Source organism: Indolivaga macrotermitis (assembly GCF_900128985.1).
Taxonomy (GTDB): domain Bacteria; phylum Bacteroidota; class Bacteroidia; order Bacteroidales; family Dysgonomonadaceae; genus Dysgonomonas_A; species Dysgonomonas_A macrotermitis.
Map to the genome: position 1 here is coordinate 78,769 of NZ_FQUC01000004.1, position 24,601 is coordinate 103,369.

The 24,601-nt window shown below is 39.7% G+C and carries 24 protein-coding genes; 22 read left to right on the top strand and 2 right to left on the bottom strand.

Annotated features, from left to right (window positions below; translation table 11 throughout):
* Positions 1 to 334: 334 nt before the first annotated feature.
* The 10 genes from BUC12_RS07260 to BUC12_RS07305 all read left to right on the top strand — a co-directional run bounded on the left by BUC12_RS07260 (position 335) and on the right by BUC12_RS07305 (position 10,206).
* Positions 335 to 916 (top strand): hypothetical protein, encoded by a 582-nt coding sequence (locus tag BUC12_RS07260; RefSeq protein ID WP_062181503.1) that lies wholly within the window; start codon positions 335 to 337, stop codon positions 914 to 916.
* Positions 917 to 923: 7 nt separating this feature from the next.
* The gene (locus tag BUC12_RS07265; RefSeq protein WP_062181506.1) at positions 924 to 2,453 is read left to right on the top strand and encodes a PKD domain-containing protein; all 1,530 of its coding nucleotides are present in this window, start codon (positions 924 to 926) and stop codon (positions 2,451 to 2,453) included.
* A gap of 11 nt (positions 2,454 to 2,464) precedes the next feature.
* On the top strand, positions 2,465 to 3,046 hold the full coding sequence (locus BUC12_RS07270) for a hypothetical protein (RefSeq protein WP_062181509.1): 582 nt from the start codon (positions 2,465 to 2,467) through the stop codon (positions 3,044 to 3,046).
* A 398-nt stretch (positions 3,047 to 3,444) separates the two neighbouring features.
* Complete coding sequence (locus tag BUC12_RS07275) at positions 3,445 to 3,888, top strand: hypothetical protein (RefSeq protein WP_062181512.1); 444 nt, start codon at positions 3,445 to 3,447, stop codon at positions 3,886 to 3,888.
* A gap of 391 nt (positions 3,889 to 4,279) precedes the next feature.
* Positions 4,280 to 4,861 (top strand): hypothetical protein, encoded by a 582-nt coding sequence (locus BUC12_RS07280; RefSeq protein ID WP_070808600.1) that lies wholly within the window; start codon positions 4,280 to 4,282, stop codon positions 4,859 to 4,861.
* Between the two features lie 20 nt (positions 4,862 to 4,881).
* The gene (locus BUC12_RS07285) at positions 4,882 to 6,408 is read left to right on the top strand and encodes a hypothetical protein (protein WP_062181518.1); all 1,527 of its coding nucleotides are present in this window, start codon (positions 4,882 to 4,884) and stop codon (positions 6,406 to 6,408) included.
* 11 nt (positions 6,409 to 6,419) lie between these two features.
* On the top strand, positions 6,420 to 7,013 hold the full coding sequence (locus BUC12_RS07290; protein ID WP_062181520.1) for a hypothetical protein: 594 nt from the start codon (positions 6,420 to 6,422) through the stop codon (positions 7,011 to 7,013).
* Positions 7,014 to 7,683: 670 nt separating this feature from the next.
* Positions 7,684 to 8,490 (top strand): hypothetical protein, encoded by an 807-nt coding sequence (locus tag BUC12_RS07295; RefSeq protein WP_062181525.1) that lies wholly within the window; start codon positions 7,684 to 7,686, stop codon positions 8,488 to 8,490.
* 15 nt (positions 8,491 to 8,505) lie between these two features.
* Positions 8,506 to 9,336: a hypothetical protein gene (locus BUC12_RS07300; protein ID WP_139262024.1), complete on the top strand. Its 831-nt coding sequence runs from the start codon at positions 8,506 to 8,508 to the stop codon at positions 9,334 to 9,336.
* 21 nt (positions 9,337 to 9,357) lie between these two features.
* The gene (locus tag BUC12_RS07305) at positions 9,358 to 10,206 is read left to right on the top strand and encodes a hypothetical protein (RefSeq protein ID WP_062181533.1); all 849 of its coding nucleotides are present in this window, start codon (positions 9,358 to 9,360) and stop codon (positions 10,204 to 10,206) included.
* A gap of 88 nt (positions 10,207 to 10,294) precedes the next feature.
* Here BUC12_RS07305 and BUC12_RS07310 read toward each other — a convergent pair whose 3' ends face one another.
* A complete protein-coding gene (locus BUC12_RS07310) occupies positions 10,295 to 11,245 on the bottom strand; it encodes an aldo/keto reductase (protein WP_062181536.1) in 951 nt (316 codons plus the stop codon).
* Positions 11,246 to 11,263: 18 nt separating this feature from the next.
* Positions 11,264 to 13,000: a thiamine pyrophosphate-dependent enzyme gene (locus tag BUC12_RS07315; RefSeq protein ID WP_062181539.1), complete on the bottom strand. Its 1,737-nt coding sequence runs from the start codon at positions 12,998 to 13,000 to the stop codon at positions 11,264 to 11,266.
* 266 nt (positions 13,001 to 13,266) lie between these two features.
* Here BUC12_RS07315 and BUC12_RS07320 point away from each other — a divergent pair, with 266 nt between their 5' ends.
* The 12 genes from BUC12_RS07320 to BUC12_RS07375 all read left to right on the top strand — a co-directional run bounded on the left by BUC12_RS07320 (position 13,267) and on the right by BUC12_RS07375 (position 24,588).
* Positions 13,267 to 13,821, top strand: coding sequence for a TerD family protein (locus BUC12_RS07320; protein WP_062181542.1), 555 nt, complete (start codon positions 13,267 to 13,269; stop codon positions 13,819 to 13,821).
* Between the two features lie 17 nt (positions 13,822 to 13,838).
* Positions 13,839 to 14,393, top strand: a complete 555-nt coding sequence (locus BUC12_RS07325; RefSeq protein ID WP_062181544.1) for a TerD family protein — start codon at positions 13,839 to 13,841, stop codon at positions 14,391 to 14,393.
* A gap of 38 nt (positions 14,394 to 14,431) precedes the next feature.
* Entirely contained in the window at positions 14,432 to 15,118 is a 687-nt protein-coding gene (locus tag BUC12_RS07330) for a TerD family protein (protein WP_062181547.1), read from the top strand.
* 286 nt (positions 15,119 to 15,404) lie between these two features.
* Positions 15,405 to 16,529: a toxic anion resistance protein gene (locus tag BUC12_RS07335; RefSeq protein ID WP_201780492.1), complete on the top strand. Its 1,125-nt coding sequence runs from the start codon at positions 15,405 to 15,407 to the stop codon at positions 16,527 to 16,529.
* Positions 16,530 to 16,538: 9 nt separating this feature from the next.
* Entirely contained in the window at positions 16,539 to 17,504 is a 966-nt protein-coding gene (locus BUC12_RS07340) for a hypothetical protein (protein WP_062181550.1), read from the top strand.
* Complete coding sequence (locus BUC12_RS07345; protein ID WP_062181553.1) at positions 17,501 to 18,052, top strand: transposase; 552 nt, start codon at positions 17,501 to 17,503, stop codon at positions 18,050 to 18,052. Before BUC12_RS07340 ends, BUC12_RS07345 begins: the two co-directional genes overlap by 4 nt.
* Positions 18,053 to 18,064: 12 nt before the next feature.
* On the top strand, positions 18,065 to 19,009 hold the full coding sequence (locus tag BUC12_RS07350) for a hypothetical protein (protein WP_062181556.1): 945 nt from the start codon (positions 18,065 to 18,067) through the stop codon (positions 19,007 to 19,009).
* 41 nt (positions 19,010 to 19,050) lie between these two features.
* Complete coding sequence (locus BUC12_RS07355) at positions 19,051 to 19,689, top strand: vWA domain-containing protein (RefSeq protein WP_062181559.1); 639 nt, start codon at positions 19,051 to 19,053, stop codon at positions 19,687 to 19,689.
* 40 nt (positions 19,690 to 19,729) lie between these two features.
* Complete coding sequence (locus tag BUC12_RS07360; protein WP_062181562.1) at positions 19,730 to 20,365, top strand: vWA domain-containing protein; 636 nt, start codon at positions 19,730 to 19,732, stop codon at positions 20,363 to 20,365.
* Positions 20,366 to 20,400: 35 nt separating this feature from the next.
* Positions 20,401 to 21,465 (top strand): TerY-C metal binding domain-containing protein, encoded by a 1,065-nt coding sequence (locus tag BUC12_RS07365; protein ID WP_062181565.1) that lies wholly within the window; start codon positions 20,401 to 20,403, stop codon positions 21,463 to 21,465.
* Positions 21,466 to 21,492: 27 nt separating this feature from the next.
* The gene (locus tag BUC12_RS07370) at positions 21,493 to 23,046 is read left to right on the top strand and encodes a PP2C family serine/threonine-protein phosphatase (protein WP_062181568.1); all 1,554 of its coding nucleotides are present in this window, start codon (positions 21,493 to 21,495) and stop codon (positions 23,044 to 23,046) included.
* A 42-nt stretch (positions 23,047 to 23,088) separates the two neighbouring features.
* A complete protein-coding gene (locus BUC12_RS07375; protein ID WP_062181571.1) occupies positions 23,089 to 24,588 on the top strand; it encodes a helix-hairpin-helix domain-containing protein in 1,500 nt (499 codons plus the stop codon).
* Positions 24,589 to 24,601: the final 13 nt, after the last annotated feature.

Sequence of the window (24,601 nt, forward strand, 5' to 3'; positions counted from 1 at the left end):
ACTGTACCGGGTAGAGTCATTATTACTTTTTTGTTGTCGTTCGAAAACTACTCAGGGAAACAGTTTGCCGATGAGCCAGCTAAATATTGCAGCGAGGTGCAGTCTGTGCACTTTGCTGCTTTATCATTCAAGAAGGAACAAACTTGTCAATAGTCTTTCAAATGCAAAGGCGCAAAGACACAAAGGTTTTATACAAAAAAATACTGTAGGGGTAAGATTCTGCTTTACTCGTTGTATTAAAAAACAATCACTCTTTATAAAAACAACAAATAGGTCTGCGACCTTAAAAACAACAAAAGGGTCAGTGACCCAAACAACTCAAACAGAAATAACAATGAAAAAGAAGATGCTTTTACTGATGGGTATAATATCCTTCGGGATAAGTTATGCCCAAGTAGGAATAAACACACAAACACCTCATGCAAGTGCTGCACTTGAGGTAGTAAGCCCCGGAAATAACAAAGGTGTACTTATCTCCCGTATGAATACAAACCAGAAACAGGCAATTACATCACCTGCAGAAGGTTTGATCGTTTACGATACAGACAAAAAATGCTTATCGCAAAATGTAGGAACCGAGCTATCTCCCATTTGGATATGCCTCACACAGAATCAAACCCGTTTTTTCTATATGCCAGCTGTTGCTATTGATGCTTCAACCATAGTGACCGGACGAACTCTGGACCTTTACACAGAGTACAAAACTCAGTTTGGAAGTCCGGATGCTAAAAGTACAAGTGCGCCCGGTGGCATACCTTATTTTCCTTCTGCCAATGATTTATATTACTACATAACCTATTATGACCCGTCTGTCATAAAGATCAATACTGTAGACGATGATGGTAAGGTTAGTTATGATATATTAAAAGAGGCCGATTACCAATCATTTATGAATGTCGTATTTGTTGTAAAATAAGCTTCTTATGAAAAATATAATCGTATTGTTATTACTTGCCATACCAATAGTTGTACCCGCTCAAAAAAATACTAATGTATGGCATTTCGGAAACAAAGGAGGTATCAACTTTAACACCATGCAATCTGTCACTTCCTCCAACCAAGGTGTAATAGATAATGTACCGATTCCGATTGTGGGTTTCTTCAACACCACAGAAGGATGTTTTACTTATTCGAATAAATCGACCGGAGAACTAATGATCTCTTCTGACGGAATGACCGTCTATAATAAGAATGGGACTGTAATGCCTAATGGCAGCGGCTTAAAAGGTGATCCATCTTCGACAAGCTCCGGTGTCCTGATACCCTACCCCGGAGACAGAAGCTTATTTTATGTGATTTCGGTTGGAGCAACTTCTGCCGGAAATAAAACTCCCGGCTTATATTATTCTGTGATAGATATGACTTTGGATGGAGGGTTAGGAGGAATAGATCCCCTCAGGAAAAATGTTTCTCTTTCGTTCGGTACATCCGGATATTCACATCCTTATGCCGGAGAAAATATTGGAGCTGTACAACACGCAAATGGTACAGACTATTGGCTGCTATCGCGTTTTAGGGATGTACTGCTGGTGTGGGAAGTTACGTCTACCGGAATATCCGAACCTACTGTGTACAAAGGTTTATATAATATCGGTACACATTATGCTCAGGGATTAGGCTATCTCAAATTTAATATTGAAGGAACGAAATTTATCCATGTAGACCATAATTACCAGAATAACTCCGTTTCCAGACTAACTATTGGCGATTTTGACCGCTCCACCGGTATTATCTCCAACCTTAAAGAGCGGAATAGCCCCGAATTATCAAATCCCTATGGTTTGGAATTTTCAGTTAGCGGAGAATATGTCTATTTTTCCTCTATAGAATCCTTATCATATAATGGACTGATTATGGCGAAAATGGAAGACATTGAGGATCTGTCTTTGACTGCATTTCCGGTGACAAGGCTCATGGCCGGACCTTCGTGTATTCAAATGGGATCAGATGGTCGAATATACGGTATAGCTGCCGGAAGCAGGAACATTTATATTGTACTGGATCCTGATTCCGGTGATGGAAAAGTGGCTACACTTACCAATTATTTAATTAGTGGAACATCCGGATTGTACGGATTACCTGTATTTGCAATCTCTTTTTTCAATCTTGCGCCCGTAGAAAGTAAAGAAGTTATCTGTGCCGGAATAAGTAATGCTTATAAAATAACGGTAAACCTGACAGGTACAGCCCGTTTATCTACACTCAAATGGGATTTCGGAGACGGAACCATTATTACACAAAACTTGCCTGCAGGTAGTACCAGCGGTACATATAGTTATAATCACATCTATACCTCTCCGGGTACTTATACAGTAAGGGTTGTTCCGGGTATAGATGATGGTGATGGAGTTGTATATGAAGATTCGGATAAAACAAGTGAAAAAAGTTTCGATATCCTTGATTGCAGTATTGTATCTAACCGAATGATAAGACGAAATGTAAATCGCCAGTAAAAACAATATCTATGAATAAATTAATAATAATTATACTCTTATTACCATTACAAATAAATCGAGTTTACAGTCAGATAGGAATTGGAACGGAGGCTCCCCACTTAAGTAGCGAACTCGATATTAACTCAGAGTCTAAAGGAGTAATTGTACCCCAGATGACAACTGGTCAAAAAGAAATAATTACAACCCCTGCTCCGGGGCTAATGGTGTACGACCTAGACAAGAAATGTTTATCTATGAATCATGGCGATGAAACCACTCCTGTCTGGGTTTGTATGATTCAAGATGCAACACGTTTTTTCTATATGCCTTCTATTAATATCCCAACTCCTGCGGTAGGTTCTGTTGGTACTCCTCTCGATTTGTATTCCGAATATGTTAAGCAATTCAATACCCCTTTGGCGAAAAGCATTTCTGCCCCTACCTCAATTCCTTACTATACATCTGCTACTGATCTGGAATATTACATTACTTATTATGACAAAAATGTGCTTGATATTATAGATATAGATAATACAGGAAAAGTCACGTATAACATTATCAGAAAATCAGACTATGACACTTACATTAATATTGTTTTTGTCGTTAAATAAAGACTCCAAATACTTCTATCTGTTAGGTAGAAGTATTTGTTTTGTTTGAATAAATCCCTATATTTGTCCCGCGAACAACCCTTTACAAATAAGGATGAATTATATTTTCACACATAAAAATATAAACAATCATCTAAATTTTAACAATTTAGATTTGGCTTTGTGTGCTGAAATATTAGAGAGAGAGAGAGAGAGAGAGAGAGAGAGAGAGAGACGCATCACCAGCGTTAACTAAACAAAATTTTCTATTGTGTCAAAATATCGGGGCATTTTTTTATGCTTTCGTTTGCTTCGTCATATATATCCATTTCCAAATAAGTTGGCCGGGCAGGCTGTGTCCGCTAGGAGCATTGTTGTTTTGTTGTCGTTCGAATACTACTCTGAAGAACAGTTTACAAATGAGTCGGCTACTTTATGCAGCGGGGTGCAGTGCTTGCACTTTGCTGCTTTATTTTGCTATTGTTGAGGACTTTAACATAAAGACACAAAAAAACAAAGGTTTTAAAGATAATATTCAAAGAGATGTAGGGGTAAGGTTCAACTTTGCCCATTGTATAGAAAAACAAGATGGAGCCTTCTTTATGCCCTTTGTGATAAAGTACACATTATCGGGCAGAGCAGAGCCCTGCCCCTACAGCAAACATTTTCTAAAACAATCACTCTTTATAAAAACAACAAAAAGATCTATGACTTCAATAACTCAAACAGAAACGACAATGAAAACAGAATTCATTTTATTCACTGGTATTTTTTCTTCATCAATGTCCAGAGTACAAGCAGAGGTAAATAAACAAAACTCTCTAGAAATCAATAATGGTATAGCAACCAAGACTATATGTTAACTTCCGAAAATTTAAATAATGCAATATAGTCAGGTTCAGCTATTGGGATTTTGCAGTACGATTATCTATAAAAGATGTACAGAAAAATGGTATAATTTATTTTCATAGCGTCGGAAAAACGCAATAAATTTGTTCATACATGTACTCTAATATATTTATCAATGCGCAACCCGGATTGGATAAGCTCGTCGTATCGAATAGAGCCACCCTATTCTATAGTCATTCTCATTCTCATATGATTCTCTATAGAAGCATACGCCAGCCGAATAACTCTATACTACAAAGTGTAACCAATATACTTTGCGCCTTTTCTATACACCTCACGCATAGTTATTTGATATAGATAACATCAATATAATATACTTAAAAACAACAACTCAAATAAATAATAATGAAAAAAGTCTTTTGTCTTATCCTATGTTTATCAGGGATAACATTACTACAAGCACAAGTGGGAATCAACACCTCAACTCCCAATTCCTCGGCAGCACTAGATATTACCAGCTCCGATAAGGGGATGCTGATACCCAGAATGACCACAAGCCAAAAAATAGCTATAGCAAACCCGGCGTCGGGCCTGCTAATATATGATACTGACCTGAAATGTGTCGCACAAAATGCCGGAACGCCAGCATCTCCAGCATGGGTTTGTCTATCCGGAGAAAGTACACTGACCCAATCATTCTATATGCCTTCAATAGCTATTGATGCATCGGAGGTACTTACAGGTCAGACATTAGATTTATATGGTGAATATAAGAAGCAATTCTATACTCCTACTATTATCAGTTCGGGGGCTCCTACAAGTATCCCCTACTTTACCAGTGCTACTGACCTCTATTATTATATTACTTTTTATGACAATACGGTCTTAAAGATCAATAGCCTGAGTACTTCGGGTGTATTGAATTACGATATATTGAGGGAAGCCGATTATCATACATTTATGAATGTTGTATTTGTAGTTAAATAATAATGTAGCGGATAAAAGTCATGAAAAAAATATTATTAGCAACAGCTTTGTTATTCTTTTATTGTACAACACTGCTATCTCAGTTAGTAGCTCCTGAAACATGGAACTGGGCATTCGGTCAAAAAGCCGGTTTAACTTGGAATACAACTCAAAGCCTGGCGGTTGTGGGGCTAGAAGGTACACCGGATGCAACTCTCGATAATCTGCCGACTATTTTTACTTCTTCTATCAATACAACGGAGGGGTGTTTCAGCCTGTCGGATAGCGACGGCAATTTTTTATTTTACTCAGATGGTATGACTATCTGGAATAAGAACCATGCTGTAATGCCTAACGGTACGGGTATGAAAGGAAATAATTCTTCAGCCCAATCAGGTATTATTTTTCCGTACCCCAGCGAAACTGACAAATATGTTGCTGTAAGTATTAGTGCCGCCGGGGAGTACCAACTGGCATATTCGGTAATAGATATGACTCAGGATGGCGGTCTGGGGAGTGTTATAACAAAAAACATTGATCTACTAGGTGGGCAAGGATTTATGAGCGAGACTGTTACATCTATTCGCCATGCCAACGGAGAAGATTATTGGATAATAGTACCGGGAAGGGGGAATCCCACCCGGTTCAACGTATGGAAGTTCACCAAAGACGGAGCAGCTGCAACTCCGGTAATATCTACAGCAACCGGAATATCAACAAATGAAACTGTGGGTGCGTATGGATATATTAAGGTGTCACCGGATGGTAAACACTTTGCATTCGGCACAAACCCTAACAGTTCTGTCATATTCGGTGATTTTGATAATTCGACAGGAGTACTTAGTAACATAAAGCAAAGAACAGGATTCAGTACCGTTACCTATGGTATAGAATTTTCTCCATCGGGAAAAATACTGTTTGTCGGAAGAAACGGTGCTATTGAAGCTTTTATATTCGAAGACCTGCTAGCAGCTACTAATCCTAATACTGTTGCCAAAAAAAACTTTGAAAAGGGGACAACAGGGGTGACAGCTTTGCAAAACGGACCCGACGGAAGGCTTTATGGATCCGGCTTTAATCAAAAGGTCATCTATTTCATTGATAATCCTGATGATTATGAAAATCTGAGATTTTATCAATTTCCGGCCGGTTTTCTCGGGACAGGAACTTCAATGCTCGGTATCCCTTCATTTGCAGCTAACTGGTTTAGTGCTAAAGCCAGTGCCAAGTCATTCGTTTGTCTCGGAAACGAATTCAAATATACAGTAGAAATAACTATGCTCGAAGGTACGTCGGCCTCAGATCTGCCCGTTAAACTGGTTTGGGATTTTGGCGATGGCTCTACCCCTGTAGAACAGGCTATTGTCTCCGGGGTTACAATCTATAAGCAAACGTATAATTATCCAACTAATGGAGCTTATACCATTACTATTACTCCATATAAATCGGATGGTACCAAGCTAACAGCAAGCAAATTACCCGCAAATGTTATAGACTGTGCCTTCAAGACCAACCGAATGATAAGATTGGATATTCAGAATACAGCGACAAAAGCCACAAACAGATAACACATAGAACAATGAAAACAAACCAATTACCCCAAATATTCCTTTTGGTTATGCTTTTTATTAGTGCAAGCTCTTTTGCACAAATCGGCATAAATACAAATTCACCGGAGGTCAGTAGTGTCCTCGACATAAATAGCCCGGCAAGCGGAGCCAAAGGGCTACTAATTCCACGGATGACAACAGTGCAAAAAGAAGCCATAACCAGTCCTGCCCATAGTTTATTGGTATATGATTCCGACCAAAAGTGTATCTCTCAGAATCTAGGTACCGAAACTATTCCGAAATGGACATGTCTTACATTATTCAACCGTAAATTTTTCTATATGCCTTCTATTAATATCGAAACTACAACCTTAGGTACTTTCAATATAGATTTGTATGCTCAATATAAGACAGAATACGGTACTCCAATGTACACAAGCACCGGAGCTCCAACCGAAATACCTTACTTTCCGTCACGAGAGAGTCTCTATTACTATATAAGCTATCACGATCCCACACGTATCACCATTAACAGTATTGATGCCAATGGAGTTATGAATTATACTACTACTAAAAAAGCCAATTATGACGACTATCTAAATATTGTCTTTGTTATAAAATAAGTTGTGTTCCGGTTTATAGACAATCCATTTATAAACCGGAACATATTTTGATAAAAGCAAAGATTATTCTTCGCCTTTTGTAAAAAACTATTATATTTGCCCTGCAAACAACCCTTTACTAATAAGGAATGACCGATATTTTCACACATAAAAACATAAACAACCATCTAAATTTTAACAGTTTAGATTTGTCTTTGTGTGCTAAAATATTAGAGAGAGAGAGAGAGAGAGAGAGAGAGAGAGAGAGAGAGACGCATCACCAGCGTTAACTAAACAAAAAGTTTTATTGTGTCAAAATAACGGGGCATTTTTTTATGTCTCCGTTCACTTTGTTGTATATATCCATTTCCAAATAAGTTGGCTGGGCAAGCTGTGTCCGCTAGGATCATTGTTGTTTTGTTGTCGTTCGAATACTATTTCGGATTATAGCTTGCATAGGGGTCAACTACATTTTGCAGCAGGGTGCAGTGTATGCATCTTGCTGCTTTATTTTCGAGATTTATCGAATAGTATTTTAAATACAAAGCCGCTAAGATACAAAGGTTTTACACAAAGACATACTGTAGGGGTAAGGCTCTGCTTTACCCTAAAAAATACATTGCCGGGCAGAGCAGAGCCCTGCCCCTACAACGAATACATTCAAAAACAATCACTCTTAATAAAAACAACAATGAAGAAAAAGATTCTTTTACTGATGGGAATATTCTCCATCGGAATAAGCTGTGCTCAAGTGGGGATAAACACTCTGAATCCAGAAGCTGTATTAGATATCCGTTCTACGGGAAGTACTACTTCTACAAAAGCTTTAATCGTCAAAAACAATACTGGAACTGAAATCTTCAGTGTCCGGGACGACGGGCGTATCATTACTGCTGGTGTTATCACTCCATCTGTATTGCTCGACCTACGTGATGGAACTGATAACTCAATAGTGGCAGTGGGGCAAAGTAATCAAACCGGAGCTATTGCTGGAGGAGGAGCTCTTAAATACGATACTTCCGCTAAATCGTTGTATTTATCGGATGGAATAAATTGGAATGTATTAGCTTCTGATTATATCAAAGCGTTTGTTGTCGCTGATATAACCAACGCATCACAGAATTTTGCCAACAATACAACAAATACTATCAGTAACTGGACTATAGTATCCGATCAGACTAATAGTTTCAATCCCCTATCCGGTATTTTTACAGCTAAAAGGTCTTCGGTATATTCTGTATCCTTAAATATTACTCTTGATGATGGAGCTGTTAATGCACGTACTCAGTTACAGGCTAGTATTAAAGCATCCGGAGGACAGGAGGTAAAGTGTATCACCACGTTTAATACAGCCGGAACACTTCCTACGGGAGTACAATGCAGTGGAAATTTTAATCTGGCTCTTAATGAAACTCTTTCGACTTCTCTTTGGCATAATTTGGGTAGTACTAAAAATATAAAGGTCGAATACAATAATCTAACAATAGTGGAACTCTGATCAGGTATGAATACAATGAAAAAAATAATATCCACAATTTATCTTCTATGTATTTTAACAGGGAATTACATATACTCGCAAAATGTAGGGATAAATACTGATACACCCGGTGCTGCTCTGGAAGTTAAAGGGTTTTCGAATGCGACTGACACAACTTTAAGAATTATAAATGGCTCAAACAGAGAAATTCTTACTATGCTCGATAATGGGCGTCTGGGGATCGGACAATCTTCACCTGCTGTACGGCTCGATCTCAGAGGCACATCCGACAATCCCATTATCGGGATAGGAACAACAACAAAGCTGGCTTCGACTGTAGGTGGTGGTGCTATACGATATATGGAGGGGACTAAAGAACTACATTATTCTGACGGGGAGGAATGGTTCAGGTTGCAATCAAATGCATTGCGTCCTTGTATGGTTGCCCCTAACGATTATATTGCCGGCTCATATGCAGATGGTACAACTACAAGGTTAATTGGCTTCGTTCCAATATACGATAGTCATGGAGCCTTTGATATGGCTACTTCCGAATATGAAGCACCGATAGATGGGATGTATGTCGTTTCCTTTACTTTCTCTTTTACAAAATCTGCTATTGCTGCCAATACTTATATCGAAGGGCGATGGGTTGCAGAAAATGGCGAAAGTATAAAATGCATACAGGCATATCCGGATGCAGGTAGTGGACAAGCCGGTTTTACCTGCTCAGGTACCCTCAGGCTATCCCTTGGAGAAAAAATATGGCCAGAAGTATGGCATAACCTAGGTAGGGTTAAAACCCTTAGAGTATTCGGAAGTTCTTCTGATGTAGGATTTAATGAATTATCAATTTTTGCCCAGTAAAGAAATTATAAATTTATTTTTATGAAAAAGATACAAACTATTATACTTCTGGCATTATCTTTCGCTATTTCCGGATATGCCCAAGTCGGTATTAATACAGACGCACCCTCTGCGTTACTGGAAGTAGTATCATCTACAACGGCCTCAGCAGGGAAAGCTTTTATCACAAGTAATTCAGATAACATAGAAACCCTGCAAATACAAAATAATGGATACATAGGGGTGGGTGTTCTTGATCCCTTAGTAAAACTGGATCTCAGATCTTCATCTTTGGCCATCGAAAATGCTTTAGGGATCGGAAATACAACCCAAACTGCAACAGATGCAGGAGCAGGAGCTATCCGTTATAACGAAACAGTGCAGGCTTTAGAGTATTCTGATGGAACCGATTGGTTTAGGCTGCAAGTCAATCCTAATAAAGCGATGGTTATAGCACAAAATTCATATGGCCAAACATATATACCCGTATGGACTAATGATATCTATTACACAATAGGTACCACTATAGCTAATTGGACATCAATATATGACAGGAATGGAAATTTCAATCCTGTTACGGGCATATTTAAGGCTCCCCGTGACGGAGTATACAGTGCATCTGTCACAGCAGTCTTCACCGACATATCGATGACCGCAGGTGCTCAATACGAATTATGGCTTAGAAACGTAACCCTTAATACTAAACTCAAAAGTACGGTACCCTATCTTAGCAAGGTTGAATCTATGGAATTGACCAATGTATGCAAATCGCTCGTTTATTTGACAGCCGGTCAAGAATTAGTTGTATATGTGTATATGAACTGGCTTGAATCTAATGTTACCATGTCCACAGACGGTTCCCTTAATATTCTGACTATAGCGGAGATGTAAATAAGGAACTGGAAAAGCCACTCTAGATAAACAGAAAAACGGTTGTCCCCTTCACTGGTGCAACCGTTCTTGTTTCAGTCTATACTATTTAATAACGGCTTGCCGCATTCAACTTATCTATAGCTTCTTTGCTTAAGTCAATATTTACAGCACCCAGAATATCTAACTGCTCTACTTTTGACACACTCGCAATAGGTGCAGTTATAGACGGGCGAGCCAATAACCACACCAATGCTATTTGTCCCTGAGTAGCGTTATATTCTTTAGCCACCTCACTTAAAGCAGTCAGAATAGACTGACCCCTGTCGTTGATATAATTCTTTAACTGACCCTGACGGGCACTTGCTGCTATATCTGCTACCGAATGATATTTTCCGGTAAGGAATCCGCTGGCTAACGAATAATAACTAACTACACCTAAACCTGTTTCCTTTACTAAGGGTTCGTATTTCGTTTCATAATCCTGACGGTCATACAGGTTATATTGCGGTTGCAAACAGATATATGACGGCAAGTTATTATCGGCTGAATATTTCAACGATTCGCGGATACGGTCGGGACTCATATTTGAGGTCGCAATATATCTGACTTTACCTTCCTTAACTAATTGGGCATAAGCTTCCAGAGTTTCACCTACAGGAGTCAAAAGATCATCGAAGTGAGTGAAGTACAGATCGATATGGTCTGTTTGTAAACGTTTAAGCGATTCTTCTACTTCACGTAAGATGTACTCTTTTTTCAATCCACGGTGGGTTTCCGATATTTCGGCACCTACTTTGGTCGATATAATCACATCATTCCTTTTTCCTGTTTTTTTCAGCCACTTACCGATAATAGTTTCCGACTCACCGCCTTTATTTCCGGGAACCCATGCTGAATAAATATCTGCCGTGTCGATAAAATCGAATCCTGCTCCAATGTATTTATCCAGTATATCAGAAGATGCCTTCTCGTCGGCTGTCCATCCGAATACATTTCCTCCGAAAGCGAAGGGTATAACTTCCAGATCCGACTTCCCTATTTTTCTCTTTTTTACCATAATAATTAGTTTTCTACTTTATACTAAATCTCTCCAGTGTTTTAGATTACTTTTTGCTGTATCCCAAACTTCGTCTATACGTCCTGCCCACAACAACCGGGCCATAGATTTTGCAAACCCTTTCATTTGCACAAACTCAATCTTAGGAGGCATTGCCAATGCGTTGGGGTCGGTTTTTACCGAAATAAGAACAGGCCCTTCCATCGCAAATGCTTTTGCCAAAGTTTCTTCTACTTTATCAGGATCATTGACTGACAAGCTTTTCATTCCCATAGCATGAGCAATAGCTGCAAAATCAGGATTATACATACTCGTTTCGTGGTCGGGTAATCCGGCAACTTCCATTTCTAATTTGACCATACCCAATGAGCGGTTATCAAAAACAACCAGTTTTATAGGCAATTTATATTCTACAATCGTTGCCAGATCGCCCATCATCATAGATAAACCACCATCGCCACACAGTGCGATTACTTGTTGTGATGGACGTGCCAATGCTGCTCCTATAGCCATAGGCATAGCATTAGCCATAGATCCGTGACTAAATGATCCTAACATCTCTCTGTTACCTGTCGCTTGAAGATAACGGGCACCCCATACGCAACACATACCAGTATCTACGGTAAATATCGCATCATTATTAGCCAGCTTATCTATAATTGTTGCTACGTATTCGGGAGCAATATTATCTGTTGTGCCTTTTTTATCGGCCATTGCAGCAAGGTTCTTCTTCACTTTAGAATAAAGCTTTAACTGATCCTGCAAAAAACTGTCATCACTTTTAGCTTTTATCAGTGGCAAAAGGGCTTTTAGCGTATCATCCACATTGCCTGCCAATCCCATATCAACCTTTGCTCTACGTCCGATCCGTTCGGGGCGCGCATCTACCTGTACAATTTTACAATCGTCGGGCATAAATAATGCGTAAGGAAAATCGGTTCCTAATAAGATAAGCAGTTCGGCATCATTCATACTCGAAAAAGCCGATGGCAAGCCTAAGAGCCCGGTCATACCTACTTCATTGGGATTGTCGTACTGCACGCCCATTTTTCCTCTGAAACTATAACCAACCGGAGCTTTTATTCGTTGGGATAATTCTACCACTTCGGTATGAGCATCTTTTGCTCCAATCCCACAATATATTGTAACCTTATTGGATGTATTAATCAACTCTGCCAGAGCTGCTATTTCGGAATCCTGCGGACGGTATACCGATTTGGAAGGGAGCAACTGTGTTGATGTATGTATATCGCACGCTTCAGATTCTGCTAAATCCCCCGGTAAACCTAATACTGCAACTTCTTTTTTATGTATTGTATGCTGCAATGCTGCCTGCAACATACGCGCAAACTGCATTGGGGTATTTGCTATCTGGTTATAACCACTGCAATCGTCAAATAATTTAATTGTATTCGTTTCCTGAAAAAACGATGATCCGATCTCACCTGTAGGGCAAGTAGAAGCTATTGCCAAAACAGAAGCATTGGCACGTTGTGCATCATATAACCCGTTGATAAGATGTACGTGTCCGGGACCACTGCTTCCGGCACAACATGCTATACCATTTAGCTCAGCCTCGGCTAAAGCTGCATATGCTCCGGCTTCTTCATGGCGAACATGTATCCATTTGATGCCTTTGTCTTTTCTTACAGCTTCATTTACTTCATTTAAACTATCGCCGGTTACAGCATAGATGTGTTTGATTCCGGCATCTTTAATTGTTTCGATTAATTGTTCTGCTACTTTTTTACTCATAATTCGTTTGTAAAAGTTGTCTTTATTCTCAAAAATATAATGTATATGTTGTATAACAGTCTGCAATCATTTTTTTTGGCATCGACTCGTCTTATTTAGCATTAATTAACAAATCAAAAGTATATGTTTTAAAATTAATTCCTGTCACTATTTAACTTCCCTGATATATATTTCAAATATCAAAGTAATTATTATCTTTGTCATTATCGTATAGGGATATACAAAGCGATATCAAGCTAAAAAATAACATATAAGACATTATTAACATGGCAATTAATTTGACGAAAGGCCAACGGATAGAGATTGGCTTATCTAAAGTAGGTGTTGGTCTTGGATGGGATCCGAACGAAGGCACGGGACATGATTTTGACCTTGATGCCTGCGCATTTATGTTAGGTTCGAACAAGAAGTTACCGTTAGACGAATACTTCGTTTTTTATAATAACCCGCTATCGCCGGACGGAGCTGTTGAATCGTCGGGTGACGACCTTACCGGAGGAAATAGTGACGGTGATGACGAAACATTGACAGTAGACCTTGCTAAAATAGATCCGAAAATCGAAGAAATAGTTTTCACAGTTACTATCCACGACTACGAAACCCGTAAACAGAATTTCGGACAGGTACGCAATTCATTCATCCGTATATATAACCAACAGACTAACGAAGAAATTGCCAAATACGAACTGGACGAGGATTTTTCGGTAGAAACTGCTGTTGAATTCGGACGCTTGTACAAACGTAACGGCGAATGGAAATTCGAAGCTATGGGTATCGGCTATAAAGGAGGTTTACAATACTTTGTCGACAAATACGCATAAAACTAATAATATTCAACATGGCAATAAATCTAGAGAAGGGTCAACGCACCGAGGTGAAGTTACCCAAATTTATAGTAGGTCTGGGATGGGATACAAACACATCAAGTACAGGACAGGCTTTCGACTTAGACTGTTCGGTATTTGCTTTGGGTGAAAACCGTAAACTCGTAGCCGATGACTTTTTCGTATTTTATAATAATCTGAAATCTCCTGATAGCGCTATAGAGCATACAGGCGATAACTTGACAGGAGAAGGTGACGGTGATGATGAATCTGTAAAAATAGACTTATCGAAAATAGACTCCAGAGTAAGTGAACTTTGCTTTGTTGTTACTATCCATGAAGCAGAAGACCGCAAGCAAAACTTCGGGCAGGTACGTAATTCTTTTGTTCGTATTTACAATCCCGATAACAAAGAAGAACTTCTGAAATATGAGTTGGAAGAAGACTTTTCGGTCGAAACTGCTGTCGAATTCGGACGCTTATACAAACGTAACGGCGAATGGAAATTCGAAGCTGTAGGCGTAGGACAGAAAGGCGGACTAGCCGATTATCTCCAAAAATATAATTAAAAAGAATACTACTTAATACCTAAAAAAAGTAACCAATCATGGCAATTAATTTACAGAAAGGACAAAGAATAAACCTTGAGAAAAGTTCCGGAGCTAAATTAACACAATTTTGTGTAGGCGTTAACTGGGGCGGAATAGAATATCAAGCTGAGGAAGGCGGATTTCTTGGATTTGGAAAAAAAACTGTGACCAAAACCAAAGATGTAGACTTAGACCTTAGCTGCGTTATGTACGACGAGAACGGAAACCTGTGCGATCACTTATATTCGCCACTTTACCGTCCTGAATTGTTAGCTCAATTTGGATTAAACACAGGTAAGCTGATTTCTATCACCGGAGCCATGCGCCATACAGGGGATGACCTTGAAGGAGATAAAGGTGGTGACGATGGACTTGACAATGAAATTATCACTGTAGACCTGACTAAACTGGGAAGTAACATCCATCGTATTTTCTTCTTTTTGAATAACGTTGGTGAAGAAGACTTCTCTCAGGTTCCTTATGCAAAAATCAGAATGTACGAAGGAACACCGGTTAAGGTAGATAGCGTATACGCTGAATATAATGTCGTTGCCGAGCCTCAATACAGAGGGAAGAAAGCTCTTATCATGGGCGAGTTATACAAAAAAGGTGAAGATTGGAAATTCAATGCTATCGGCGATGCATTCGAAGATGTATTCTTAGGTCAAACCATACAACGTATTACTCAAAACTACGCTAAATAATAGCTGGTTATACCATATAAACAGACCTTACAAGCACTGTTCATCTTAATCTAATCAGTTAGAGAAAAGGTGAACGGTGTTTTTTATTAATTCTAAAATACTGAGAAAAATTTACTACTTTCAGACAAAAGAAGACTATCGGAATGATAATCTTACAAAAATTTCTTAATCCTTTTTGCTTTTTAATATATAAGCCAAAAGGATTTTGTATTTTTACAACGAAACTCATTGTTTTATTGACATATAAAGCATTAATAGACGCTTTTATTAAATTTGAATACAGTATATGGATATGAACACTATGCCTGAAATGGCTCCGCTAAACCCGACTCCTAATCAGGCTCCGGCTCTGCAACGTATGGATAGAGACGGTAATGTTGATTTGGCCAATTTAAGCCAGAACGAAATAGATAAGTTGTCGCAACTCAACCGCAGTTTAGTTGTTACAGACGTTAATTCGGTATTGAACTATGGAGCCGACCTACAGGCTACTATGGAAAAATACAGTAACGATTTCCTTACATCTGTCCGGACTTTCAACTCGGGCGAAGTGGGTGCGCATATAAACGAACTGCTTACCGAACTCAATTATATTGATGTAGATGAACTGAACCAAAGTCCGTTCAAAGCATTCCTCAGTAAAATTCCGTTGGTAAAGAATCTGGTGGTAAATGTCAAAAAGATATTTCAGAAATACGATACGGTTATTTCCAATGTCGACAAAATATCAAATAAGATAAAAGCCGGACGTATCAACTCACTGAAAGACAATACTGCCCTGCAAACGATGTTCGACAATAATGTGGAATATATCAAACAGATCGAGCAACTGATTATTGCCGGTCAGTTAAAGATGCAGGATTTGCAAGTGAAACTAGCTGAGATGGAGGGTAATCCTGCTAACTACAAAGATTACGAAATAAGCGATATGCGCGAATTTATATCACGCCTCGATAAACGTCTGGCTGATATGAAGATCATCCGTTATGTAATGATGCAGTCGCTTGCGCAAATACGTGTTGTGCAAAACAACAATGTTGCTATTGCAGACAAAGCTCAATCGATTATCTCCACTACTATTCCGGTATGGAAAAACCAGTTAACTATTGCTGTTGCATTGTGCCGTCAGAAAGCAAATGTAGAAATGCAGCGTAAAGTGGCTGATACAACCAATACTATATTGGAGAAGAACGCCGAACTGCTTCGTCAAAACAGTATAGAGGTAGCCCGCGAAAACGAAAACACCGTAGTTTCGGTAGAAACATTGAAGAAGACAACCCAATCATTGATAAGTACTTTGGACGAAGTAAAACGTATACATGAAGAAGGTATGCGCAATCGTCAGGTACTGGATAAAGAGTTACAATCCCTTGAAACTGAATTAAGGAAGAACGTGACTGGAATTCGCTGATAACCGGTAATGGACGAAAACAGAGCCAATATACTCGAAACATCGGATCGTATAATTCAACAACTCGGGGAACTGGTCGTCTTTTTCGAAGACCAGACCATTATGAACATCTATCTGCAAAATAAAGTTATCCACAAACTTTTTGAGGACAACGAGGATATGGATGTTAATAAGCTGGAATTATACCACATACAATTTACGATGACGTTAATAGAACTTCTCGATAAAATAAAGAAGAAGAATGAGCGCTTTGTAGGTATGATGAAATCGGAAATCGAGTTGAATAACGATATGATGCAGAAGTTGCGCAAAGCTATTGCCCTTGAAGGAAGCTTCGAAGGTGAAAAAGTGCAACAGGCGCTTCGTGTGTCGCGCTCGATATATAATTTCCATAAAATACTTTCATCCCAATCAAGGGATTACCCTTTTATGGAGAATACCTCTGCTTTCGGGTTAAAGTTTTATAAAGAATATTTTTTCGAAGTAGACCCTCAATTGCTCGATGTACTGATCAGTTATTCGAGCTCGGATGTTTACCGTAATTCATATGGAGCTATTGGCCGGACATTACTAACCAATCTGGCTGCTAATAGTTATGCGATAGATTTTTTCGCAGGTATTCGTATAGGTAATCTTATGGCCGAAATATACAGAATACGTAATCATGGAATGTTTTTTCTGTTTGTTCCGTCAAAAAACCTATTTCTGGAGGTAGAAATGTCGTTATTTCCGGAAAAAGACGAATGGATAACCCTTTTATCGAAAAAGGAATCGTCAATAAAAGAGCTTACCCTTAAGAATATCGAACTGGAGAAGAATATCAAAACCAATATCCGGAAGCTGGACGAGGATATCGCTGAACTATTGAAAGAAAACCTGAAAAAGATTACCGACATAGATTTTCTTGCCGATCTGGAGAATGTAGATATTCAGGCGAATACCCTGAAAGCCATGCTCGAAACCAAAATGATATGACTTATACTTCTGCAACATATAGCAAACGGAAAAACATCCGCCTTCAGGGATATGACTATTCTAGTGAAGGATTGTATTTCGTTACCATATGTACACAGAATATGAAGTGTATTTTCGGTGAGGTTACAGATGGGAAGATAGAATACAGAGATAGTGATGTAGGGGCAGGGCTCTGCTCTGCCCTCAATTCTAAAATTGTACATCTATCTGATATTGGCGTAATTGTTCAAAACCAATGGCTATCCTTGCCCCAAAGATTTCCGACAATAGAATTATTTAATTTTATTGTAATGCCGAATCACTTTCATGGGATTATACATATCAGGACAGAGCAGAACCCTGCCCCTACATTAAGTGATATCATTTGTGCATTTAAGTCAATAACAACTAAAATACGCAATAAATCATTCCACACTACCGGACAAAAAATCTGGCAGCGGAATTATTATGAGCATATTATCAGGAATGACAGATCGCTAATACAAATAGCCGATTATATATCATCAAATCCTGTCAATTGGCAATCTGATAGGTATTATAAAAATTAAGACCAACAACCCATGATAAATCGGATTTACTTCTTTTCAATAGTATTGATACTATTCCTGCTTTCGGGAGTAGTGCATGCACAGATGAAAGAGGCACACCGCAAGTTGGTGTTGAAAAGCGATGTTATTCTCGTATACAATTCATATTTAGAGAGAGAGAAAGATATTGTATCAGATTATACAACAGTATATTTCGACTCTATCTATGACAGAAATATAGACACCATACTGGTAAATAAAACCAAATTCAAGAAAGGAGATTACAGGCTTCAACGTTTAGTAGAAGGAGAAGATGTATTTATTAATTCGATACAGGAAGGTGGAGGATGTTTACTTTTAGGGATGCTGGATAGTGACTCGGTGTACGTCAACTTTCTTTTTCTTAAGAAGACCGGGAAAGAGTACCGGAACTTAGCTGAATTAAATGGAATTGAAATATCCAGAGCCAAAGGGTATTACATTCCTCAGATAATAAGGCTTATAGAGATCAATTCGATAAAAGATCCGAAAGAGAAATACAAGCAATCGGTAAACTGGTTTATTGATAATGGAGTTTACCCTGACAACGATTTTATTGAGTACTATATACAACAAGGTATTGTTCAGAAAGATAATTACTTTGATGACGAGATAATACTGAGGGCTAAGAATATGTTTCTAAAGGGAAAGGAAAGTTTATTGCCTATCATACAAGATAAATATGCATCGGAAGCAAAAAATTATTACCTTCAAAAAATGAAAAGAATAGCACGTTTAACAGAACCACGCTATTCTGACTATTACGATTTCCGGAACAGTATCAGGTTAATGTATGATTTCGAATATGAAAATGCAGAATATATTCTACTCGGTATGCTTACTTCCGATCCGGTAGACTCTTACGATAAATCGCGAATAATGCGACACTTTATTGAAATGGTCGAAAACGATAAAAATATAACAATCAGAAAAGAATAAATTTAGAACTACTTTAAGAACAACATAAAATTTAAACAGATATGAGAAAACTTCCTGTATACCTTGTATTAGATACCTCAGGATCGATGCACGGAGAACCTATCGAAGCCGTAAAGAACGGTGTACAAGTATTGGTTTCGACACTGCGTCAAGACCCTTATGCTCTGGAAACTGCCCACCTCAGTATTATCACATTCGATGAAAGAGCAAAACAAGTATCGCCTTTGACCGAACTGTCGATGTTCCAGTTGCCAAGCCTTACAGCCAATGGTACAACTTGCTTAGGTGCAGCCTTGAGTCTGTTGGCAGAACGTATCGAAGCGGAAGTACACAAAAGTACCGCCGAAAAGAAAGGCGACTGGCGTCCACTAGTATTTATAATGACAGATGGTGCACCAACTGATAACTGGGAAAGAGGTCTGGAAGATTTTCGCAAAACCAAGTGCGCTATGGTAGTAGCTTGTGCTGCCGGACAAAGTGCTCAAACCAAAGTCCTGAAAAAAATTACAGATACTGTAGTCTCTTTAGATACTGCCGATAGCATGACCATCAAGGCATTCTTTAAATGGGTATCGGCATCAGTTAGCTTTGGTAGCCAGAAAGTAGAATCGACTCATCAGGAAATAGCCGGAATGAGCGAGCTGCCTCCTCCTCCACCCGAAGTAAATATTGTATTATAAACCGGGATTGTTAATATGTAATTAAAATAAAATTCAAAATATGAGACGATTACCTGTATATTTATTATTAGACACATCGGGCTCGATGCGAGGCGAACCTATCGAATCGGTGAAGGTCGGATTAGAATCGATGGTCGCCAGTCTCAGACAAGATCCATTCGCCCTCGAATCGGTATATATCAGTATTATTACATTCGACCGCGATGTGAAACAGCTATTACCGCTGACAGCATTAGAGCATTTACAACTGCCTGAGATCGTAACACCCGAATCGGGTCCTACACATCTGGGAGCAGCATTGGAAATGCTTTGCCAGAAAGTAGACTCGGAAGTAAAGCTTAGTTCGGCTGACGAAAAAGGAGACTGGATGCCCTTGCTGTTTATTATGACAGACGGGAAGCCTTCCGACCTTCAAAAGTATAACCAGATGATACCTCAAGTCAGGAACCGTAATTTTGCCGGAATCATTGCCTGTGCCGCCGGTGTAAAAGCCGACACACAACCTCTGCTTGCACTGACTAATCAGGTGTACTCACTGGACACAACCGACAGTTCTACTTTCCGTCAGTTCTTCAAATGGGTATCGGCATCTGTCAGTGTGGGTAACCGCAGTGTAGGCGCCAGTAACGATATAGCATTACCACCTCCTCCACCGGAGATCCATACAGTTATATAACAATACTTTTTCAATACGTTATTACAGGGATTTTTATGAGACGACTACCTATATATTTTCTTATAGACGTATCCGAATCAATGATCGGAGAGCCTCTTTCTCACGTACAAAACGGTGTGGAAACCATTATACAGGAACTTCGTACCGACCCTTATGCCTTAGAGACTGTTTACCTGTCTATTATAGCATTTGCAGGCAGAGCTAAGAAACTCTGCTCGATGCAGGAGCTGTCGAGCTTCTACCCTCCCCGACTACCTATCGGTGGCGGAACATCGTTGGGTAATGCGCTCAACTTTTTGATGAATGATATAGATTCGACCATTCAGCGTACTACAGCAGACACCAAAGGCGACTGGAAACCTATCGTCTTCTTATTTACAGATGGTGCACCGACCGATGATACTACAGCGGCATTCGAACGTTGGAACAACAAGTACAAAGGTAGTGCCAACCTCATAGCCATTTCTATCGGGGATAATATGGACACTGCAGTTTTAAAAGAAATCTCGGAAAATGTACTCCAACTGAAAGATACGGACGAAGTATCATTCAAAGCTTTTTTCAAGTGGGTTACAGCCTCTATCAAAACAACCAGTGTCAGTATTGCCAGCCTCAACAGCGACGATCTGAAACTGGCTCCATTCTCGGACGATTTCCTGACTAAGATAGAACAGGAAATGAGTATGCCGATCAAAGTAGACGAAAACTTTGCCGTAATCCTCGGTAAATGCCAGAATACCAAACAACCTTACCTGTTGAAATACCAGAAAAGGGTAGATAAAGATGACTTTTCGTATTTGACCCGCGTCGGAGGACGGCATTTCAAATTCGTAGGGGCATATCCTATCGATAATAGCTACTTCGAAATGGTTGACGGCTATGCCAACGGAAACCTCACCGGAAAACGCATTAATACGAGTGAGTTGGTTGGATTTCCATCCTGCCCTTGTTGTGCCAATCAGGTAGCCATAGGCTTATGTATGTGCGGCAATATTATGTGTGTCGGTAACGAACAAACCAGTACATGTCCTTGGTGTGGTGTACAACTCTCATTCAAAGAATCGGGCGGAGGTATGGATATCGGACGTACACGGGGGTAAACGCTACAATTTATTATTGAACAGATTATGAATTTCAACGATATAGTACCTTATTTAGATCCGGCTGATAAAGAAGAATCCCTGAAAGAATTTTTCGGGAGGGAAGACATTAAATCATTCCTTTCAGAAAAATGGAAAGAATATACGGATACGGAAGTCACTTTACCTAAAGATACAGATGAGCAGCCATTATCCGTACAACCGGAAGAAATACAAACAGTAACGAATCCTGAAACACCTGTCGATATGCCATTTATCCCTTCTATACCAGATGACGAAGAAACAAGAGCACGTTATCAATCTCTGTTTTCGGAAACCAGACACGAGATGTTTAGCCGGAAACTAAAAGGTACACATATCCAATTCCAGAACGGAAAAGTCAACCAGCCATATCAGATGTTACTCGATGTTATGGATCTGGGTATGCCTGAGGTAGGCAGGTTAGAGTTTATCGGTTTAAATGAAATCGGACTGAATTTCAATCCCGAGACCTGTTTGGTAGAAGGTATTCCTACGACATCCGGTGACTTTAAAATAAAACTCCAATGTTATCTTCAAGATTGGAAGGAAGGTGATCCTGTGTTCGAAAAACCCGTAACATTGATAATCAACCCCGATCCCCGGGCATTATGGAACAGTATCCCTACCCCGGAAGACATCCCTTATTACAAACCCGATTCGGATTGTAAATATGTAAAAATTGGACGAACAAAAGGATTTTTGGGAATGGGTGCCGAAAACCGTAAAGATATGGTTGCCGCAAGCCAACGTGGACGTTCACATGCTCACGAAGGTAAACCGAGGGATGACGATTTCAGTATAATCCATAATGATAATACCGAATGGTATACGGCAATAGTAGCCGACGGAGCAGGCTCTGCCGAATATTCGAGAAAAGGTTCGGAGATTGCCTGCCGGACTGTATCCGAAGTATGTGATACGCATCTGACAAAGTATAGCAAAGAAATAGACGAACTTATCAAAGATTTCGATAGAGATAACTCGGATAGTAAACGTAAAAAACTGGGTGACGCTTTATACAATATACTCGGATCGGCTGTTTTCAAAGCATATAAAAATATCGAACAGGAAGCCGTCGGTAATGATGCCCAATTGAAAGACTATTCAACGACCCTGTTAGTCGCCCTTTCTAAAAAATATAAATTCGGATGGTTTGTCGCTACATTCTGGGTAGGTGATGGTGGTATCGGAATATACAACAAAGAAACCGGATACCTGAAAATCATGGGAGAACCTGACGGTGGAGATTTTGCCGGCCAGACACGTTTCCTGACAATGGGTGAGGTAATGCAACCCACCGAGATTTACAAGCGGTTGCGGTTCGAAATTGTCGAAGATTTTACAGCATTGGTATTAATGACTGACGGTGTAACAGACCCTAAGTTCGAGACTGATTCGAATTTACAGAAACCCGAGAAATGGGATGCACTGTGGAAAGATATCACCTCGAAAGTAGAATTGACGGATGACAATGAAGCATCTGCCCAACAGTTACTCAAGTGGCTCGACTTCTGGTCACCCGGAAACCACGACGACCGTACTATTGCGATTATATACTAAAAAAGTTTCAACCCTTTTTTATTACTTCAGTAAGACTAAGAGATGAGTGCTAAAACAATTACACTAAAAGCGAGCGACGGCTCTACTGTCGAATTTGTTGATGAAATAATCGGATCGGGGGGAATGAAAGATGTTTATTTCAGCCCCGACAAATCCTACGTAGTCGGTTTCTTCCGCGATAAGCAGGACTTTAATGCAAAAGACCGCCTACAAACCATTACCGGAATATACCGCGAACGGATATTCTCGCAACAGGGCGGCGACTATTGGAAAGACCTTTTCTGCTGGCCTACCAAAATTGTAGAACATAAAGGGAAACTGGGCTTGGTATGCCCTACATATCAGGCATGCTTTTTCTTTAAATATGGTTCGATAAATAATGATTTTCTCGGAATCAAAGGAAAAGAAAAGGAAGGTAAATGGTTTGCTTCGGCCAAAAACCAAAACAAGTTTCTCGCTCCCGAAGAGAGAGGTGACTGGTTTAAATACCTACAGATATGTATCCGTGTAAGCCGTGCTGTAAAACGCATGCATGCAGCAGGGTTGGCTCACTCAGACTTGTCTTATAAGAATGTATTGATAGACCCTACCTCCGGACGGGCTGCCATTATAGATATCGACGGGCTGGTTGTTCCAGGTAAGTTTGCACCTGACGTATTGGGTACGCCCGATTTTATCGCGCCTGAGGTTATTATGACCCAGCACCTGAAAATGGATGACCCTAACCGTAAACTGCCCAATATTCCAACCGACCGTCATGCACTGGCCGTTATGATATATATGTATCTCCTTTACAGACATCCATTACGGGGAGGCAAAGTAAATGCAATGGAAGCCAGTAAAGACGAAGAACTTTCGATGGGCGAAAAAGCATTATTTATTGAACACCCCACCGATGCTTCGAACCGTGTGAAGCCGGCTCAATTACAAGACAGCCAGCTACCACAGGCCGATCCTGTCAAAATACCGTACACTGTATGCGGCCCTTATCTGAAAGAACTATTCGACAGGGCATTTATAAATGGATTACATAATCCGAATGTGCGCCCTACCGCTAATGAATGGGAAGATGCTCTACTGAAGACTGTCGACCTGGTTCAACCTTGCCAAAACCCCAAATGCTGGCATAAGTGGTTCGTATTCGATAACAGTACCAAGCCGAAGTGTCCGTTCTGCGGTACAGATTATAAGGGGCAATTGCCGATACTCAACTTATACTCGCCCCGACAGGAAGGGACATTCACTCCGGACAATTACCGTTTGATGGTGTATAACAACCAGTATCTGTACCCGTGGCACGCCAACCGCAACGTATGGCCTAACGAACGGTTAGCTGAAGAAGATAAAAAACCTGTGGGCTATTTTGTTTTCCACCAAAACAAATGGCTACTGATCAACCAGCGGTTGACTGATCTGGAAGATAAAACCGAAGGTAAAAAGATCGGCTTCGGGGAGGCAGTCGAGCTAACTGATAATAAGCAAATACTTTTATCGAAAGAAGATGGCGGCAGGTTGATTGTCGTACAAATGGTAAACAACTAAAGTTTTCTGGTTA